Source organism: Dyadobacter diqingensis, from assembly GCF_024220585.1.
GTDB classification, from domain to species: Bacteria; Bacteroidota; Bacteroidia; order Cytophagales; family Spirosomataceae; genus Dyadobacter; species Dyadobacter diqingensis.
On the sequence record NZ_JAMXKF010000004.1, the window covers coordinates 598,959 to 618,224 of the forward strand.

The 19,266-nt window shown below is 45.3% G+C and carries 13 protein-coding genes; 8 read left to right on the forward strand and 5 right to left on the reverse strand.

The features are described 5' to 3' along the window. Nucleotides 1–16: 16 nt before the first annotated feature. The 7 genes from M1L62_RS14745 to M1L62_RS14775 all read left to right on the forward strand — a co-directional run bounded on the left by M1L62_RS14745 (nt 17) and on the right by M1L62_RS14775 (nt 11,922). Complete coding sequence (locus M1L62_RS14745; RefSeq protein WP_254560348.1) at nt 17–2,011, forward strand: plastocyanin/azurin family copper-binding protein; 1,995 nt, start codon at nt 17–19, stop codon at nt 2,009–2,011. Nucleotides 2,012–2,185: 174 nt separating this feature from the next. Then, entirely contained in the window at nt 2,186–2,800 is a 615-nt protein-coding gene (locus tag M1L62_RS14750; RefSeq protein WP_254560349.1) for an RNA polymerase sigma factor, read from the forward strand. A gap of 185 nt (nt 2,801–2,985) precedes the next feature. Beyond that, on the forward strand, nt 2,986–4,077 hold the full coding sequence (locus tag M1L62_RS14755; RefSeq protein ID WP_254560350.1) for a FecR family protein: 1,092 nt from the start codon (nt 2,986–2,988) through the stop codon (nt 4,075–4,077). Between the two features lie 270 nt (nt 4,078–4,347). Continuing rightward, nucleotides 4,348–7,761 carry a SusC/RagA family TonB-linked outer membrane protein gene (locus M1L62_RS14760; protein WP_254560351.1) on the forward strand — a complete coding sequence of 1,138 codons (3,414 nt, stop codon included), beginning with the start codon at nt 4,348–4,350 and terminating at the stop codon, nt 7,759–7,761. A 20-nt stretch (nt 7,762–7,781) separates the two neighbouring features. Then, entirely contained in the window at nt 7,782–9,326 is a 1,545-nt protein-coding gene (locus M1L62_RS14765; protein WP_254560352.1) for a SusD/RagB family nutrient-binding outer membrane lipoprotein, read from the forward strand. A 97-nt stretch (nt 9,327–9,423) separates the two neighbouring features. Further along, entirely contained in the window at nt 9,424–10,356 is a 933-nt protein-coding gene (locus M1L62_RS14770) for an RraA family protein (RefSeq protein WP_254560353.1), read from the forward strand. Nucleotides 10,357–10,437: 81 nt separating this feature from the next. Further along, the gene (locus tag M1L62_RS14775; RefSeq protein WP_254560354.1) at nt 10,438–11,922 is read left to right on the forward strand and encodes a mandelate racemase/muconate lactonizing enzyme family protein; all 1,485 of its coding nucleotides are present in this window, start codon (nt 10,438–10,440) and stop codon (nt 11,920–11,922) included. An 80-nt stretch (nt 11,923–12,002) separates the two neighbouring features. On the opposite strand, the gene M1L62_RS14780 is transcribed toward M1L62_RS14775, so the two are convergent. Further along, nucleotides 12,003–12,368: a VOC family protein gene (locus M1L62_RS14780; RefSeq protein WP_254560355.1), complete on the reverse strand. Its 366-nt coding sequence runs from the start codon at nt 12,366–12,368 to the stop codon at nt 12,003–12,005. A gap of 180 nt (nt 12,369–12,548) precedes the next feature. Here M1L62_RS14780 and M1L62_RS14785 point away from each other — a divergent pair, with 180 nt between their 5' ends. After that, nucleotides 12,549–15,776: a cyclic nucleotide-binding domain-containing protein gene (locus M1L62_RS14785; RefSeq protein WP_254560356.1), complete on the forward strand. Its 3,228-nt coding sequence runs from the start codon at nt 12,549–12,551 to the stop codon at nt 15,774–15,776. Nucleotides 15,777–15,829: 53 nt separating this feature from the next. Here M1L62_RS14785 and M1L62_RS14790 read toward each other — a convergent pair whose 3' ends face one another. The 4 genes from M1L62_RS14790 to M1L62_RS14805 are packed head-to-tail and all read right to left on the reverse strand — an operon-like array spanning nt 15,830 to nt 19,259. Beyond that, nucleotides 15,830–16,408, reverse strand: coding sequence for an HD domain-containing protein (locus M1L62_RS14790; protein WP_254560357.1), 579 nt, complete (start codon nt 16,406–16,408; stop codon nt 15,830–15,832). A gap of 32 nt (nt 16,409–16,440) precedes the next feature. Next, nucleotides 16,441–17,487, reverse strand: a complete 1,047-nt coding sequence (locus M1L62_RS14795; protein WP_254560358.1) for an adenylate/guanylate cyclase domain-containing protein — start codon at nt 17,485–17,487, stop codon at nt 16,441–16,443. Continuing rightward, the gene (locus M1L62_RS14800; protein ID WP_254560359.1) at nt 17,477–17,857 is read right to left on the reverse strand and encodes a response regulator; all 381 of its coding nucleotides are present in this window, start codon (nt 17,855–17,857) and stop codon (nt 17,477–17,479) included. Before M1L62_RS14800 ends, M1L62_RS14795 begins: the two co-directional genes overlap by 11 nt. A gap of 37 nt (nt 17,858–17,894) precedes the next feature. Further along, the gene (locus M1L62_RS14805) at nt 17,895–19,259 is read right to left on the reverse strand and encodes a sensor histidine kinase (RefSeq protein ID WP_254560360.1); all 1,365 of its coding nucleotides are present in this window, start codon (nt 19,257–19,259) and stop codon (nt 17,895–17,897) included. Nucleotides 19,260–19,266 lie beyond the last annotated feature (7 nt).

Consider the following 19,266-nt stretch of genomic DNA (forward strand, 5'->3'; position numbering starts at 1 on the left):
TTATACTGATAAGTAAATGAAAAATATAGTTGTAACCACCTTGCTTTCTCTTGGCTGTCTGGCTGCCCAGGCGCAAAGCAAAGCAAAAACCGAAGATGATTATTACCGCATCATCACCATGCCGATCCCTCAGAATATCCAGATGGAAGTAGGCGGAATGGCGGTATTGCCTGATGGTCGACTGGCCACTTCCACACGTCGCGGAGAAGTTTGGATGATCGGAAATCCGTATATGAAAGGTGATGGCCAACCAACTTTCCATCGTTTCGCTTCCGGTTTGCATGAGCCTTTGGGTTTGTTTTATCGTGGAAAAGATATCCTTCTTTCGCAGCGCGGAGAAGTAACCAGACTTGTCGATACCAACAACGACGGTGTAGCCGATGTCTACGATTCCTTTGCACGCTGGCCGCTATCCGGTAACTATCACCAGTATTCATACGGGCCTATTCCGATGCCAAACGGCGAAATGCTGGTAACGCTGAACCTTGACTGGGTTGGACGCGGCGCTAGCCAGTCGAAATGGAGAGGCTGGATGCTGAAACTGGGCGAAGACGGATCCTTAACCCCCTATGCAACCGGTCTTCGCTCTCCGGCAGGTTTTGGCTCTTACAAAGGTGATATTTTCTACACCGAAAACCAGGGTGACTGGGTTGGATCAGGTCGGATGACGCACCTTGAAAAAGGTGATTTCGCCGGAAACGTAGCAGGTCTGCGGTGGAGCAGCGAGCCAGGTTCACCGGTTAAACTGAAACCAAGCGATATTCCCGATACCGGCGAACCTCTTTATGATGTGGCCAAACGTGTGCCCGGAATCAAACCACCGGCCGTATGGTTCCCGCATACCCTGATGGGGATTTCTACATCCGATTTCAAAGAAGATACCACGGCGGGAGCCTTCGGACCTTTCGAGGGACAGCTTTTCGTAGGTGACCAGGGACACAGCAAGATCATGCGTGTGGATATGGAAAAAGTAAATGGTGTTTATCAGGGCGCTTGTTTCCCATTCCGCGAAGGTTTTGAATCCGGTATTATCCGCATGGTCTGGGGACTTGATGGTTCGATGTTCGTCGGACAAACAAGCCGTGGTTGGTCTGCAACAGGTAAAGAAGATTTTGGTATTCAGCGCCTGGTATGGACAGGCCAGACTCCTTTCGAAATGAAGAATATCCGTTCGATGCCGGATGGTTTTGAAATTACATTCACGACTCCGGTGGATAAGGAAACCGCCTTAAAAGCTGAATCTTACAAACTGAACAGCTTCACATACAAGTACCACCACATTTACGGCAGCCCGATCATCAACGCCAATGAGTTGTCGATCAAAGGCATAGCACTTTCAGAAGACGGCCTTCGTGCCCGCATCGTTCTGGATCCGGCTACGTTGAGAAAAGGTTACATTCATGAGGTGAAAGCAGAAGGCGTCCAGTCAAAAGACGGCTTGTCTCTTTTGCACAATACAGGTTATTACACATTGAACGAAATCGCTGGCGGCGCGGCGCTTACGGCGTCTCAGTTCACTGCAAGCACCAAACCGGCTATGGACCACAGCGCGCATACCGCAACGGCGGCGGATGCAAAAGGAACGGAAAGCAATTCTGCGAAACGGATAACCGAGATGCCTGCATCCTGGACAACAGGACCTGATCAGGTCATCAACATCGGAACCGTACCAGGCTTGAAATTTGATATCTCCGAAATCCAGGTAAAAGCGGGAAGTCGTATCCGCATTAACCTGAACAACAACGATGATATGCTTCATAACCTGGTTATTACCAAACCGGGAACCGCAAATGCAGTGGGCGAAGCCGGATTGAACCTGGGCCTGAAAGGAACAGAACTTAACTATGTTCCCAAGACAGACAACGTTCTTTTCCATACCAACATTGTGGAACCTGAAAAATCAGAGTCCATCTATTTTATTGCACCAAAAACACCGGGTACTTACCAGTATCTGTGCACTTTCCCAGGGCATTATACCTTGATGCAGGGAAAATTAAAAGTTGTAAAGTAAACAAACTAACTCCCCGCCAGTCTAAAACCGGCGGGGAGTTTTTCAAGATCTCCTCTCTCCCCTATTTTTCAATATTATTTTTAAAAAGACCGAAAAACCAAGGAGATTAAGAAATGAGCACACTTTAATATGATAATTTACTGATTTATTTAAACAATATCCACTGTTTGTAATTTGAGTAATGCAGTAGACATAAACTCCAATCCAACCGATGCCAATGCGGTGTTATGGCTTAAATTTAAGTCTGGCGATGCCGCGGCATTTGGAGAGCTGTCGCAGGTACATTATCGCTCATTATACAACTACGCTACAAAATTCTCTTCTGATTCCGAATTTATCCGCGATTGCATACAGGAGCTTTATCTTGATTTGTGGGAACGCAGAGCATTTTTATCGGAAACCGCTTTTGTAAAGTCCTATTTACTTAAAGCCCTGCGTCATAGACTCATCAAAGAAAGCGTGCGCCTGAAACGCTTCAAAGAACCCAAAGAATTGCTGTTCGCCCCTGACGGAGCTGACTTATCCGTGGAGGCCACGATCATAGAAAACGAACATCTCAAACATCAGATCAAACGATTAAACCAGATCGTTTCACACCTCTCCAAAAGGCAGCAGGAAATCATCTACCTTCGTTTTTACCAGAATCTGGAAAATGAAGATATCTCTCATGTCATGAACCTTGGACGCCAAAGCGTTGCCAATCTTTTATACCGCACCATCAAGGAAATCAAGGAAATATGGATGCCGGCAGAATTTTTCTGGGCACTAATCCTGATCGTATTCTCCTGATTTTCAACCCGCCCAAAACTTTATAGTATTATTTCAAAAAATATTTTGATTTTTTTGGTTATCCATCACCAAAAATCAGACATACCTATACAAACAACCATAAGAATGGTGAAATGTAAATTTTCAATTGAACTATTTACGCAAAACAATCCTAAACCTGACAAATACCCATTGCTAAAACTTTTATGATTAACTACCGTAACTACACCGTTGAAGAGTTTGCCACCGACGAAAAGTTTCGTCAATGGATTCTTGACCCTTCTGACGAAACGGTCCTGTTCTGGGATAACTGGCTTTTAGAAAACCCTGATAAGCAAGGCACAGTTAATCAGGCCACGGAGCTGCTTTTAACCGTCAATGAGAAATACAAAGATGATTTAAGCGACGACGCGATTGCAAAAGAGATTGGCAATCTGGTTGCGCTGGCCGAAGCGACGAAGGATAAAAACCGGTTCTCAGTTTTCAGAAGCCCGATATGGCGAGTCGCGGCCCTATTTACCTTGATTTCAGGACTTAGCTGGTTTTATTACAACAGCCATTTCAAGGTAAAAAATACAGCGGTGAACGAATCTGCGGACTCAATTATGGTCACCAAAACAAATGCTTCCGATAAGCAAATGACCATTTTGCTAAGCGATGGCAGTGTGGCGACTTTATCGAAAGGCAGCAGCCTGGAATTCCCGAAGAACTTCGCGGGGGATGTCCGCAAGGTGTTTCTTAAAGGTGAAGCTTTTTTTGATGTGGCAAAAAACCCAACCAAACCGTTCCTCGTTTTCGCGAATGAAACCGTAACCAAAGTACTTGGAACGAGTTTTCGCGTGAAAGCAGTCGATGGCGATAACACCGTCATGGTTGTTGTAAAAACGGGTAAAGTTTCGGTTTATCCCGAGAAAGATTACGAAACCTTGTCCGATAAGGATGACCGGGAAGTGGTGGGTGTCATACTCCGGCCAAACCAGCAGGTGGTTTTTAACCGTAAGGAAAACCGCCTTGACAAAGGCATCGTAGAAAACCCGGATATGCTTTCGGAATCTGCAACGAATCAGGAGCTTGTTTTTGATGATCAGCCTGTGGCCGATGTACTCCACACGCTTGAAAACATGTACGGCATCGAGATTGTGTTTGATAAGGAAAGTCTGAAAGGCTGCCCGATCAGCACAATTTTTAAGGAAGAAAACCTGAAACAACGGATGAATGCGATTTGTCAGGCTATCGGCGCTACTTATGAAGTCGTTGATGGTCAGATTATTATCAACAGTAAAGGTTGTATGAAGTAATTACAAAGGAAGAGAATAATTAACACAAACCCAGTACCATAACTAACCCAGCTACGCAAACGCCTATGATTTAGACTTCGACCAAACTATAAAATTCTGGGACCAGTGGTGATTGCGCCACCACCGGCCCCACGCGTCCCCAACGCTGTCCGGCATCATCTTAAAAAGATGTAAGGGGATCTTTTTGTCCTATTTTTTTCACGAATACTGAACAAAACAATCAAAACTATGAAAAAAACCCGACACTTGCTTCGGCTAATGTGTAGTCTTATGAAAATATCATTCTACCAGTTAATATTGGCCTATATCTTCTCAAGCATCGCTTCCGCAACGGTTGTTGATGCCCAGGAAATATTAAATCAGAAGGTAACGATCGAGGTGAACAATCAGGATATGAAAACGGTCCTGACCAGGTTGAACAAACTGACTCAGGTACGTTTCACATACAGTTCAGCTGTTATCAATACACAGAAAAAAGTAACAATTAAAGCGGTCGAAAAGCCGCTTTCTGATGTTCTGGATGAACTTTTGAGACCTATGAACCTGGGTTATAAACTGGAAGGCAAGCAGGTAATTCTTGTGAAAGGTGTCAATACACCCAGCAGTTTCAAGAACGAGTCCGCAACAGAAGCTTCGTCGATCGACCGTAATATCACGGGGAAAGTAACAGACGAAAAGGGCGAACCTTTGCCGGGTGTAAGCGTGGTTTTGAAAGGATCAAAATCAGGCACGGCTACTAACACCGAGGGGACTTATCAGTTGAGTATCCCAGACGATAACGCCGTTTTAATCTTCTCCTATGTAGGTTATACGCCGGAAGAAGTTACGGTCGGCAACCGCTCCACCGTTGATCTTTCGCTTAAACCTGACGTAAGAAATCTGGAAGTGGTGGTCGTGACGGCGCTGGGTATCAAACGTGACGCGAAAAAACTGGGCTACTCCACGGCGACCGTCAATACCGAAGAGATTACAAACAACCGTACTACCAACCTTGGAAACAGTTTGCAGGGAAAAGTAGCCGGTCTGAACGTTTCACCACCAGCCAGCGGTCCGGGCGGATCCACTAAAATCCGTATCCGCGGCCAGTCTTCTTTTGGTGGAAACAACTCCCCTCTTATCATCGTAAACGGCGTACCTATCAATAATTCGAGTGTTTCAGCTGGTGGATCTTCGGGAAACGGAACGGGAAACCCAACCGGTGGCTCGTCTGACTCAGGTGACGGTTTACAGAGCATCAACCAGGACGATATCGAATCGATGACCGTTTTGAAAGGTGCGGCAGCCGCTGCGCTTTATGGTTTTCGCGCCAAGGATGGTGCCATCATCATCACAACAAAAACAGGAAGTAAAAGCTCCGGCATAGGTGTTGAGCTGAACTCGAATTTTCAGGCACAACAGGCTCTCGACTACACAGATTTTCAATATGAATACGGTCAGGGTGAATTTGGAAAAAGACCGACAACGGTTGCAGAAGCACAAAGCTCAGGCGTGTTTGCTTTTGGTGAGAAAATGGACGGAAAAATGACACCACAGTTTGACGGTTCGACGCAGCCTTATTCACCAAACAGAAACCGTATCAAAGATTTCTATCGTACCGGAACGAGTTTTACCAATTCGGTAGCACTTTCCGGCGGAAACGATAAGGGCAATTTTCGTCTGTCATTTGCCAATACTGATGCCAATGCGATTGTGCCAAATTCTGACTACCATAAAAAGATTTTCAATCTGGGGTTGAATTATAAATTCACGCCAAAACTTTCCGTTCAGCTTAACGCCAATTATTCGAACGAATACAACAAAAATCCGCCGCAGATCGGGATTCAGGATATGAATGCCAATACCACGATCTACACCATGGCCACAAGTATCGACGCGAACTGGCTTAAAAACCGCAAAGATGCGAATGGAAATGAAATGCCGCTGTCCCGTTTTACAAACAGAAACAACCCTTACTGGGTTGCCTACGACCGTTTCGAAAATGTAAGACGTGACCGTATTTTCGGAAATACCTCCGTGCGTTATGAGTTCACAAAATGGCTTTATGTGCAGGGACGTATCGGACAGGATTATTACACAAGACCTTACAATTACAACCGCCCGACGGGAACCCGCTCTATTGGCGCTGTCACAACCGGTTTCAACGGATATTATTACCAGGACATCTCCACATTCCGTGAACGAAACATGGACATCCTGATCGGTGCAAACAAAACTTTTGGCGACTTCGGAATCGATGTAACATTGGGAGGAAACCAATTGCTTCAGGTGAGCGACAATGTTTCCACCGCCGTGACAAACTTCTACGTTCGTGATTTGTACACAATCGGAAACGGTCAGGTTAAAAGCCCGAACTATAATTACAGCAAAAAGAAGGTGAACTCAATCTACGGTTCGGCCGAGCTTTCATACAAAAACTTTCTGTACCTGAACGTTACTGGTAGAAATGACTGGTTCTCAACACTCAATCCTGAATCAAACAGCTATTTGTATCCTTCGGTGAGTGGTAGTTTTGTATTCAGTCAGGCGTTTGCGCAGCTTCCAAACTGGCTGAATTATGGTAAACTCCGTGCAGCCTATGCAGAAGTTGGCGGTGACACCGATCCATACTCCAACAATCTTTACTATGCCATCAACGCCAACCCTTTCAATGGCGTGGCGCTGGGAAATATCTCGAGCAACATCAGTCCCAATGCGAACCTTCGCCCTTTGAAAGTAAAAGAAGTTGAAATGGGTCTTGAATTTAAGACGTTCGACAGCAGACTGAACCTTGACATGTCGGTTTACCGCAAAAATACGGTGGACGAAATCCTGAATGTAAGCGTTTCGAATGCTTCGGGTTTTACGGGGACGAAAGTAAATATCGGTAAACTTCAAAATAAAGGTATCGAGTTTTTGCTGACTATCGTACCGGTAAGAACGGAAAACGTTTCCTGGGAAACCAGCTTTAACGCGAGTTATAACATCAGCAAGGTTATTGAGCTTGCACAGGAACAAACACGTTTTGATGTGGGGCAAGGTGAGTTTTTCGGAATTGTATCCCACGAGGTTGGCAAGCCGCTGGCTTCGCTTCGCGGCTTTGATTACAAACGTGATGCTCAGGGCAGAATTCTTACAGCCGGCGGACTGCCACAGCAAGGCAACCTTACTACTTTCGGAAGCGCTATTCCTAAATGGGTCGGTGCCTGGATGAACACCATTAATGTAAAAGGATTCCGGATTTCTACCCAGGTTGATTTCAAGGCGGGTTACAAAATCATGTCAAACTCCAACCTGAACTTTTTACGTGAAGGTTTGTCGAAGCCATCGCTTGTTGGTCGTGACGGAGGCGTATTGCTGGATGCTGTAAACGCAGACGGAAGTCCAAACGACAAAAAGGTGGAAGCACAACAATTCTATACTGCTTACCGCAGCACCAATATTGCCACGCCATTTATTTACAACGGAAGTTTTATCCGTTGGAGAACTTTGTCGGTTGGTTATGACTTGTCGCGTTTTGTAAACAAATCGTTCATCAAAGGTTTGAATATTTCAGCCATGGTCAACAATGTGTGGCTTATCAAGAAACACATCGATAACCTGGATCCGGAAGCGCAGGTGTCGTCCTCCGATAACCTTCAGGGCATTGAAACCCACACACTTCCCACCACAAGAAGTTATGGAATCAACCTGAACATTAAGCTATAACTTTTCACCAAAAGATAGATATGAAAAAGATACATATATACCTGACAGTTATAGGCCTTTTCGTAGGAGCAACTTCCTGTGACAGCGGCTTTGAGGATGTGAACAAAAACCCGGTGCTGGCTACGACGAGCGACCCGGCCTACCTGTTTTCCAATGCCCAGTTCAGCTCGGCACTGGCTACTTTTCACTACCAGAGCGAGATCGTTCAGCAGATCAATACGCCTTATACCGGTGTACTTGAAGGTGGAAACCACAACATCGTTTTTGATCCGAACTCCAATGCCAACTTCAATGCCATGTACATTGGTACGGCAACCGGCAGCGGTCCGGTGAACCTGCTTGGCACAGTGCTCAGGCTGACAAAAGACAATCCTCTGAGAGCCAATATTTATCAAATGTCACGGATCTGGAAGGCCTATGTCTTTATGGTTTTGGTAGATACGTATGGCGATGTGCCTTATTTTGACGCGGCGAAGGGCTATTCGGACGGAATCAACCTGCCAAAATATGACGACCAAAAGCTGATCTACGACGATATCCTGAAAGAACTTGATGAAGCGACCAAGGCTCTTGATGCGACAAAAAGTATTGAAAGCGGTGATTTGTTTTACAAAGGAAATATCGCCCAGTGGAAAAAACTTGGTAACTCTCTTTTGTTAAGGGCTGCCATGCGTTATACTAAAATAGACGAAGCAAAAGCCAAAACCTATGTAGCCAAAGCGATCGATCCGGCCAATGGCGGGGTCATGACAGCCAATACAGACAATGCCCTGATCGCGTTCAACAGCACTTTCAATAGTCCTAACGCCAACTTTTTCCAGGGAACTGAACGAGGTAACGTGTATCTGGGAAAACCGTTTGTCGATTATCTGAAAACAACCGGCGATCCGCGCAGCAAAGTCATTGCCGTAAAATATGAACTGCCTGCAAATCCGATTGCAACGGCTGGGAAAGAAGATACCGATCCTGCAAGTCAGCAGGGAGCACCTTATGGTTATAACGAATCGACGATCAGCACCGAACCCAATTTCCCTGGAAAAAGTGGTTCTGCCTTCAAGTATTCGCAGATCAACCGTCGTACTTTGGGCAAGATTGACGCACCCGAATTTTTCGTAACCTACGCGCAAACACAGCTTTTGCTGGCAGAAGCGGCACAACGGGGATACATCACCGGCGACGCCAAAACCTATTACGAAGCAGGTGTGCGAGCGCATATGAATCAAATGGCTCAGTATGATGCATCAGCGGCTATTCCAACGGCAAGTCAGGATGCTTATCTTACCGCAAACCCTTTCGCCGCTGCCACGGCACTGAACCAGATTAATACGCAATACTGGATCGCTTCATTCCTGAACGGGTCAGAAGCCTGGGCAAACTTCCGCAGAAGCGGCTTCCCTGCCCTGACGAAAAACCCTTATCCGGGAGCGGATCCTTCGGTGAAAGATTTCATTCGCCGCTTGGTATATCCGGTTCTTGAAAAATCAGTGAATACCGCAAACTACAACGCTGCCGTTGCCCGTCAGGGTCCTGACGAACTTGGAACGCATATTTTCTGGGATAAATAATCTGACAATATCCCGTCTGCCTATACTACTGCAAGCGACCTGATCAATCGCTTGCAGTAATCCTGATCAACCAATTTCTATCTAAACCACTTTGCTTATGTTCAAAAAAACAAAACTGCTACCCGCGTTTTTGCTGCTCTCCTTTTTGTCCAATGCGCAACCGATTTCTCCGACTGTTGAGCAAATCAAGGCATTAACTTCAAACTGGAAAGGCGAGCGCTCAGCAGACGGCCGACCGAAAGTTTCAGATACGATTTTAGGTCGTTTAAAAAACATTTCCATTGAAGAAGCCTGGGGCGTACTGCGTAACAAGGGTTACCAGAACCAGTTTGAAGGCGATTGGATACTGATCCATCCGGACAGTGCAATGACCGGCCGCGTGGTGACAGCACAATACATGCCGCTCCGCCCTGACTTACAGGATCTGATCAAAGAGACGGGTAAAAAAGAAGGCCGTAGCCAGGCGGGTGGTACCAATTCCTGGCCGATCGACGTACTCACCAACGGCGACGTATACGTAGCAGACGGTTACGGAAAAATCGCTGACGGAACCCTGATCGGTGATAACCTGGGCAATTCCATTTATGCTAAATCGAAACGCGGGACCATTTTTTACGGATCCGTACGTGACGTAGAAGGGCTGAGTGAAATAGCCGGTTACAACGCCTGGATCAAAGGATCGGATCCTTCCTACATCCAGCAAATGATGTTAACCGGGATCAACGTCCCCATCCGAATCGGCCGTGCGATTGTATTGCCCGGTGACGTTGTTCTTGCCAAGAAATACGGAACGATTTTCATCCCTTCGCATCTGGTGGAAGATCTTGTGATTACTTCCGAAGTGACCGCGCTTCGTGATGAATTTGGTCATCAGCGCCTTAAAGAAGGAAAATATACACCCGGTGAAATCGATACCAAATGGACAGATGCGATCTCAAAGGACTTCCTGAAATGGGTTAACGCCTACCCCGGTCGCTTGCCTATGAGCAAAAAAGAACTCGACGACTATCTGAAAGAACGTAATTACTAACCTTCGTTATCAGCTTTTTAGCATACAGCTAATAGCTTTTAGCCTTATTCTATTCCATACTTCCTAAATATCTTTAAAATCATGAAGAGCATCCTAAATCAAATCATTGCATCCAATAAAGAAGTCGAAAAAGCCGAAAAACTGGCCGTTCAGACTGAAATCAATAACCCGGCCACGAAAGACAGCCGTCGTAACTTTTTAAGAAAATCGGCTGTTGGTGGTATTGCCCTGGGCACTTTTATGTCGATGTCCATTGAAGATACCGTTGCGCAGGCTACCTCCAAAGTAAGCCGTGCTTCAAAACCTTCGGACCTGAAAATAACAGATATCCGTTACTGCGTGATCCAGAACGTGGGACGCACGCCCATCATCCGCATTGATACCAATCAGGGAATTTATGGTTTGGGAGAAGTGCGTGATGGTGCCGATGAGCGTTATGCGCTGATGCTGAAAAGCCGGCTTTTAGGCCAAAATCCATGTAATGTTGAGATGCTTTTCAAAACCATTAAACAATTCGGCATGCACGGTCGCCAGGCTGGTGGGGTTTGCGGGATTGAAATGGCCTTATGGGACCTTTGCGGAAAAGCTTACAACGTTCCCTGCTGGCAGCTGCTGGGCGGGCGTTATCGTGATAAAGTGAGATTATATGCTGACACCCCGGAATCGGATAATCTGGATGAATTCAAAGAAAAAATCAAATTCCGGACCGAAACGCAGGGTTATACCTGGTTGAAAATGGACATCTCCATTGGTATGTTAAAAAACAAACCGGGCGGCGTGGTAAATAATAAAGTCTGGGGTGGCGGATTCTCGCAATGGGCGGGAGATTATTCATCTTATGCCAATACCAAACACCCGTTTACAGCCATACAAATTACTCCGCAGGGACTTGAAGAAATGGCGAAAGTCGTGGAAGATGTACGCGGCATCGTCGGGTACGAGATTCCGATTTCTTCGGATCACTATGGCCACTTTGATTTGAACAATGCGATCCGTTTGGGCAAAGCACTGGATAAATACAGACTCGCATGGCTGGAAGATATGGTGCCCTGGGAATACACCGATCAATGGAAACAAATTTCAGCCGCTTTGGAAACACCTACGCTCACCGGTGAAGACATATACCTGAAAGAAGGTTTTAAAGATTTGATCGAAGGCCGCGCGGTTGACATTATCCACCCGGATCTTGCGTCTTCGGGAGGGTTACTGGAAACCAAACGCATCGGCGACTACGCCGAAGACCATGGTATCGCGATGGCGATGCACTTTGCGGGATCACCGGTAAGTTTTATGGCCAACGTACATTGTGCAGCTGCAACGCAGAACTTCCTGGCGCTGGAACACCATTCTGTGGATGTACCCTGGTGGGAAAGTATCGTTAAAACAACCGACGGCCGTAAACTGATTGAAAAAGGTTATGCCAATGTTCCTTTGGAAGCACCGGGACTGGGCATTGAGCTGGTGGATGAAGAGGTCAAAAAACATCTGACACCAAAAGACAAAAGTTATTTTGCACCAACCGACCAATGGAACGACAAACGTTCACATGACCGTTTGTGGAGCTAATTCATAGGAACGAAAAATGCCGCCCGATGTGATCGGGCGGCATTTTTCTTAATTAAAACTTCAAAAATATCTGTTACGATCTAATCATATTGAAGAAACTCGATTCTGTTTTCAAACGGGTCGCGGAACGAAAACCGGTTGCGTCCAGGAATCGGCGTCAGGTTTTTAACGGGAATGCCATTACTTTCCAGAAGCTGACGACATTCTTCCAGATTGGTCACTTCAAATGCCGGATGGCGTTCCGAAGCATTACTGCCCTGGTCGGTCATCAAATGCAGCTGAATATTTCCCATCTGATACCATATTGCGCCTCTCAGATGAGGTCTTTCGGGATCAATGATTTCTTCCAAACCTAAAACTTCTTCGTAGAATCTCCGCGCTTCTTTTTCCTTCCCTTCCGGAAAACAAAGCATCACGTGGTCAATCCGCTTAAAATCAATCTTCATAACTGGGTAATTAAAAAATAATGTCTGCTCCGAGCCGCTCCTAAAAGCTGTAACTTTTAGAATTCGCCGGGTCTGTAATTTCAAATTTCTGCAAATTTCATGATAACATGAACAGTTTCTGTTTTTAAAAGGAAGAATTAGTGTTTATTTTACATAAGTGACGCTAGCTTTTCGATAAATATGATATCAGCCATTACAAAAAGTAGATTTAATAGTACAATTAACCCACAGACGCTTTTATTCTTTTTCCATAACTTCTTTATCAATGTCGGCACAACACTGGTTTACGTGTCTGCCAATATATTATTGCTGGAAAACCATCCTGAATCTTCCTTGCCACTCGCCTACATGATCGCTGCGCTGGCGGTTATGGCTGCCGGACAGATATACGAACATTACGAACACCACCTTGCACTTGAAAAACTGAGCCTGGGCACCATGCTTTCGTCTCTTTTTCTTGTTTTGGTCGTCATGATCCTGTTATGGATCGGTCATGGAATGGCCATAGCGATTGCCATTATGGTCGGTTTCCGGGTTATTTATCTGCTGATCAACCTGGAATTCTGGGGATTATCGGCCGTTGTATTTGATGTCCGCCAAAGTAAAAGATTATTCAGTGTTATCGGTTCAGGAGATATGCCTGCGAAGGCTCTGGGTGCCGTGCTCGCGGTGTTGATTCATTCGCCATCCGTATTGATGATTCTTTTAGCCGTTTCACTGGTGTGTTTTGCACTGGCGTTTTATACTCAAAAATTAACTTTCAAGCATACTGCTGTACCCAATCCGCATCATGCCAGACCGCGTCAATCCGGGCTTTCCGATTCGAAACTGGTTCAGAAATATTTTGGAGGAAACAGATTACTCACAGCATTATGCCTTGGTACCGTTGCCATAGCAGCAGCAGCTACCTGGATCGAGTATCATTTTTTCGTCAATGTAAAATACAAATTCCACAGCCAGCACGACACCATTGTGTTCGTAGGTTCTCTGTTGACGGCCACTTATATGATTTCTACCGTTGTAAAATTGCTGTTCTCCGGAAAAATTGTTGAGCGTTTTGGTGTAAAAATTACGTTGTACCTGCTGCCTTTAACGACCGTTCTGGTATCACTCGGACTTATTGTTTCTTCCTATTTCCGAAAAGACGAGCCGTCGTTACTGGTTTACTACTGCATCGCCTACCTACTTTTCGAACTGATCAGAAGAACACTTTTTGATCCCGTTTTTCTGGTACTTTTCCAGCCGCTTTCGACCAAGAACCGGTTGAAAGGTCATACGCTTGCAAAAGGCTTGTATGAGCCACTGGGAATGCTCATCGCCGGAGTTTTACTCTGGGTAATTTACACCATGCAGTGGTCAGATATCGGCTTGACATTCGACCTTTCGCTCTTGTTTTCCCTTGTCGCACTTATTATTTTCAGGAAAGCATACAGCCAGTATGTGCTCGAACTGAAAAGTGCGATCAGCAAGAGATTTTTGAAAAGCGGTGAAATGGCTTCTCCCGGCGAGGCACTTCCGATCATCAAGGAAAACCTGAAAAGCGAGAAAAAAGAGGAAGTGATCAACGCGATAGCGTGGCTTGTCAAAAACAAGCCCAATTCATTTTCGAAAAATGTGGATCTTCTGCTAAAAAATCCGTCAGAGCTGGTGCGGCTGAAAACGCTGGAAGCTTTGGTTGAAACCGGGAATTACCAGCCGTCACAAGCATTTTATCAATATATTGAAAACGAAGCGGATACACCTTGTCAGACTCTTGCCGTGCAGATTGCCAGCGCGTCGGAGGCGATGACACAGGAAAAACTGGGTCAATACCTTTCACATCAGGATTTGGATATTGTTCGCGGCGCTGTGCTAGGCGCGAGACAATCAGGCAAGTCGGCAACGTTGGTCCGCCAAACCATACAGGATTTATTCTCGTCGGATCGGACTGAATCTCAGCTTACTGCGCTTGATTGTGTCGAAGGACTTGATGTTGACACTTATAAATCGCAGATCAGTAATTCGCTTAAAAGTGAAAATATAAGAATCAGGCAACGGGCTATTGAAATCGTTGGAACGAACGGGCACGCAGATCTGATTAGGGAAGTACAACCATTTCTTTCAGGAAAATTGTCAAAAACAGCAAGTCTTGCTTTGGTTAAATCCGGTCATGCGGGTGTCAGCATTTTGCAGGATTGGGTTCAATCGACAAGTTCTGAGAAGGAAATTTATACATTTTTAAGAGCTGCGGAAAAACAGGCCAATCCGGCAATAAGGCCCGTGCTATTTGATTTCACGAGCCGCATTTATACAACAAAAGGCGATGCTGGTGCTTCCACATTACGCTTGCATACGGCTGCATTGCGTGCATTGTCACACCAGGAGCTGACGACTGACCAAAAACTGGTTGTCAGGAATTATGTTGATATTGAACTGCTGCACGCATACCAGATTTTAAACGCGACTGACGAAAAGGTCGGAAATGAAACTTGGAATGCTGCGCTTCAATATGAATTGCAACAGGTAAATCAGCGGCTGTTTTATCTGTTTATGCTGTTGTACGATAAGGACACTGTGCAAAATGCCTGGAAAGGTGTACGGCATGCATCGCAGGAAAAGAGGGCCAATTCGCTGGAAATGGTTGAAAGTTTGTTGCCGCGAGAACTATATCCATGTTTAAGGGCGCTTTTTGAGGTTATTCCGTTGCAGAAAAAACTGGATGCTTTGCGTCAGTATTTAAATATTCAGGACGTTCCGGCGCAACCCTTTGTTTCCTACGTTTTAAAACAAAAAGAGCAATATTTCACAACCTGGACGATCGCACTGGCTATCGGAAAATGGACACCGGAAACTGCCGGGATCGATAACCTTGAAATATTTGCCAGCCACCCGGTCCGCCTGCTTCGTGAAGCTGCCAGGACTGCTTATCAAAAATTCCCCAACCAGAAATTTATTAGTCAAGACGAAAAACTCATGAAACATACCTCTGAATCTTCCCAGCAAATCTCTGAAATGGAGCGTGTTATCGTTCTGAAAAATACGAGATTATTTTCACAAACGCCTGAAAATGTGTTGAGTTCAATCGCGCCGATCATGAAAGAGGTGACTTATCAGGAGGGACAGGAAATATTTGCCAAGGGAGATGCCGGCGACAGCATGTTTATAATTTATTCCGGTGAAATCGGTATTTATGATGGTCCGAAACAGCTGGCTTTGTTTGATAAAGGGGAGATATTTGGGGAGCTTGCTCTGCTAGATACGGAACCGAGATCGGCTTCTACTGTGGCTGAATCGGATGTGCTGTTGTTCCGGATTGACCAGGAAGATTTCTTTGAGCTGATGGAAGAGCGGGATGAAATTTTAAGAAATGTGCTGCGTATCCTTTGCCAGCGCATCCGGGTGCAAAATGAAAAAATGCGCCTCGCCTAGCTCCACGGATTAAAATCCGTGGCTACAAAATCGGTCGTGCCTACGGCACTGGGTTATTTTCCTTCGCGCAGCTTGTTCAGGTGTTGCTGTTTGATGGCTTCTCGTTTTTGTTGGGCTGCTTTTGTATGGTATCGATGGGCTTCGAGAAATCTTATCTGAATTTGGTTCCAGGTATTGATGTCTGTCACCAGTTGCCTCACTTCCAGCTCTTTGAACAAATTAGCGGCAATGGGGTCAAAATCGTCGCGTCCCAAATAGTCCAGGTCTGCATCACAAATAACCATTTCCAGGCGATTTTGTGGATTTTGCGGAATTTTGGTTGCCATGATCATGCCGCAGATTACATCAATCTGCTCTTTTGAATAGCTGAACAACGGCAGCTGGTTCCGCGCGATCCGGCAGCCTTCTTCTTCGTGATCCTTATAGGTATTGATAAAACCGCAGTCGTGAAACAATGCTGCCGTTTTTAGCAATTTAAGAGACGCTTCATCTTCAATCCCTTCTTCTTTCGCCAGGACCAAAACCGCACTTTCCACATCCAGTGTGTGATGAAGGCCGTGGTAATACAGCGTCTCCGACAAACGGGAACCCAGTAGATCCAGGACAAATTTTTCAGCTGCGGCTACTTCCATTATCTGTATGCTTTAATTTGCAATGCAGGATCTTATTCTAATACTTCATAAATCTGCATCGCATTTCTTTTATTTTTCAAATTGACCTCACCAATCAATTTACATTGAAACGCTTCCTTGATTTTTTCATAAGCCCATTCCGGTACCAGAATTTGTCCTGGTCCGGCTGCGGATTGCAACCGCTGCGCCACATTAACAGCATCACCGATCACAGTATAATCCAATCTTCGTAAAGTTGCCGAACCGATATTGCCGCTTACCATTTCCCCCGAATTAATTCCGATAGCCACATCGGGAAAATATTCCGTCTGGTTGCTAAGCTGTTCTGAAAATGCCTTGATCTGATTTCTTACCGACAATGATGCTTCAACCGCCCTGTCGAGATGATAATCCCCTTTGAAAACAGCCATAATGGCGTCACCCATAAATTTATCAACCAGTCCGCCGTGAGCCAAAATTTCCTTGACCATCACATCAAAATACTTATTGATCATTTTCACCACGTGGTCCGCGGGCTCTCTTTCCGAAATCGACGTAAAACCGCACATATCCATAAAAACCACGCTGGCTTCAATGTTTTCGCTGGCGGTCAGCGAGGTTTCAAACGCCTCTTTCGACATAAATTGCAGCACCGACGAATCCACATACATACGCAGGATATCATTTTCCCGAACTGCTTTCAGTGTTTCTTTCAGTTGTTCAACGTATTTCAGAGTCTTCTCCATCGTAACTTCAAGATCCTGAAAATCAATAGGTTTTGTCACAAAATCAAACGCCCCACGGTTCATCGCCGTGCGGATATTTTCCATATCGCCATAAGCCGACACGATGACCGATTTCAGTAACGGACTCAATTCACCCAGTTTTATAAGCAAGGTCAGGCCATCCATTTCAGGCATGTTGATATCACTCAAAACCATGTCAACATCGGGGTGTTCGGCCAGCATTCTCAATGCTGCTTCTCCGTTTTCTGCAAAAATAAACTCATACAACTGCTCGCGGATCTGCCTCCGAAACTTTTGTTTGATCAGTAACTGTAAGTCCGGTTCATCATCAACCACAAGGATCTTAGCCTTCATATCTTTCCTGTAATTTTTGTTTCAGTTCTGTGAAATTTACCGGTTTTGTCAAAAAATCATCTGCACCAAATTTCATAGCCTGGTCGTAATTATCCGTGTCGCCGTACGCTGTAATCATCATAACGATCGGCGGCGCCATCGGATGGTCTTTTCTGATCGATTTCAAAAGTTCAATCCCACTCATGCCCGGCATATTAATGTCTGACAGGATCATGACGACCTCCGACGCGTGACCTTCCAGATAACCAATCGCCTCTTCTCCCGAAAAAGCAAAAGAAAACTGAAATTCGCCATTTCTTATCTCTCTGCGGAAACGCTGCTCAAACAGTGCCTGCACATCCGGTTCGTCGTCAACAACAAGTATTTTCATATGGGTAATCATTATTTTAAACCAGTCTGACCTGCATTCAGACTGGCAGCGTAATCTTAAATTCAGTTCCTTCTCCCGCCACTGATGTCACATCCAATGTTCCCTCGTGAGATTTTGTGATAATATCATAACTCATGGATAAACCAAGACCCGTTCCCTGCCCCGTTGGTTTTGTTGTAAAAAAAGGCTGGAATATCTTGGAAATAACGCTCTCCGGCATCCCCGTTCCATTGTCCGAAACACGGATATACAATTTGCCGCCAAACAATTTCGTGATAATTTTAACCTCCGGTTTATAATTGGCAAAAGCCGGATTATCTTTATTCAGCTTTTTCTTTTCGGCTACGGCATAAAATGCATTCGTAAACAAGTTCAGAAATACCCTTCCAAGATCCTGCGGCATCACATCCACTTTGCCCATGGTAGGGTCAAAATCAGTCACCAGCGCGGCGTTAAATTCCTTGTCCTTCGCACGCAGACCGTGGTAGGCAAGCCGCATGTATTCGTCAGCCAGGGCGTTTACGTCTGTCGGCTCCTTCGTCCCCGACGATGCTCGGGAATGCTGTAACATGCCTTTCACGATAGAATCAGCACGTTTTCCGTGATGCGTTATCTTCTGCTGATTTTGGCTTAAATCACTGATGATCCCGTTAATATATTCCTTATCAGCATCAGCGATCGTCGTTTTATTGATTTCTTCTTCCAGTTCCTGGCACAGCTCCACGGAAACCTCAGAGAAGTTATTGACAAAATTCAGCGGATTCTGTATTTCATGGGCGATACCGGCAGTAAGCTCCCCCAACGATGCCATTTTTTCACTCTGAATCAATTGATTTTGCGTTGCTTTTAATTCATCCAGTGTTTTTTGAAGTTCTTCCTTTTGTCTTGTCAGCTCAATGGTCCGCTCATTGACAAGGTATTCCAGCGCGTCTTTTTTAGCTTCGTTAATTTCATCTTTTCTACGCTGCTCTTCCCGCTCCCGCTCCAACGCCTTTTGCTGTTTCTGAGAATTGTACCAAAGTGCAAAGAGCCATAACAAAGCGAACGCCTTGGCCGTATCAATATAATTATCCCAGCGGTTGTAAATTTTAATAGGCAGCACAAGGTGTGCAAAGTCACCAATCAGCGAAACAATAATAAACGGGATCGCCGACTGCACGAGTGACCGGATCTGTTTATACTCTCCATGATTATATAAAAACCAAAACAGCCCTCCCAGAAAAGGATACCAAAGCCAGTGGATAAAAGTGGATTGATTAAAAATATAGTACGCAGCCATCAAACCTATGGAGGCATATCGGGCAAACACAAGTATCTTATCCAGCTCCGGAGATTTCACAGCTGTTTCCAGCCTTTTACGAATAAACTGAATCAGGAAAAAAGAAAGTAAAAAAAACTCCATATCCGGA

Bases quoted from the DNA above. Each gene is read 5' to 3' on its own strand.
- M1L62_RS14745 (WP_254560348.1), top strand. From the start codon at position 17: ATGAAAAATATAGTTGTAACCACCTTGCTTTCTCTTGGCTGTCTGGCT.
- M1L62_RS14755 (WP_254560350.1), top strand. From the start codon at position 2,986: ATGATTAACTACCGTAACTACACCGTTGAAGAGTTTGCCACCGACGAA.
- M1L62_RS14760 (WP_254560351.1), top strand. From the start codon at position 4,348: ATGAAAATATCATTCTACCAGTTAATATTGGCCTATATCTTCTCAAGC.
- M1L62_RS14765 (WP_254560352.1), top strand. From the start codon at position 7,782: ATGAAAAAGATACATATATACCTGACAGTTATAGGCCTTTTCGTAGGA.
- M1L62_RS14770 (WP_254560353.1), top strand. From the start codon at position 9,424: ATGTTCAAAAAAACAAAACTGCTACCCGCGTTTTTGCTGCTCTCCTTT.
- M1L62_RS14775 (WP_254560354.1), top strand. From the start codon at position 10,438: ATGAAGAGCATCCTAAATCAAATCATTGCATCCAATAAAGAAGTCGAA.
- M1L62_RS14780 (WP_254560355.1), bottom strand. From the start codon at position 12,368: ATGAAGATTGATTTTAAGCGGATTGACCACGTGATGCTTTGTTTTCCG.
- M1L62_RS14785 (WP_254560356.1), top strand. From the start codon at position 12,549: ATGATATCAGCCATTACAAAAAGTAGATTTAATAGTACAATTAACCCA.
- M1L62_RS14790 (WP_254560357.1), bottom strand. From the start codon at position 16,408: ATGGAAGTAGCCGCAGCTGAAAAATTTGTCCTGGATCTACTGGGTTCC.
- M1L62_RS14795 (WP_254560358.1), bottom strand. From the start codon at position 17,487: ATGAAGGCTAAGATCCTTGTGGTTGATGATGAACCGGACTTACAGTTA.
- M1L62_RS14800 (WP_254560359.1), bottom strand. From the start codon at position 17,857: ATGAAAATACTTGTTGTTGACGACGAACCGGATGTGCAGGCACTGTTT.
- M1L62_RS14805 (WP_254560360.1), bottom strand. From the start codon at position 19,259: ATGGAGTTTTTTTTACTTTCTTTTTTCCTGATTCAGTTTATTCGTAAA.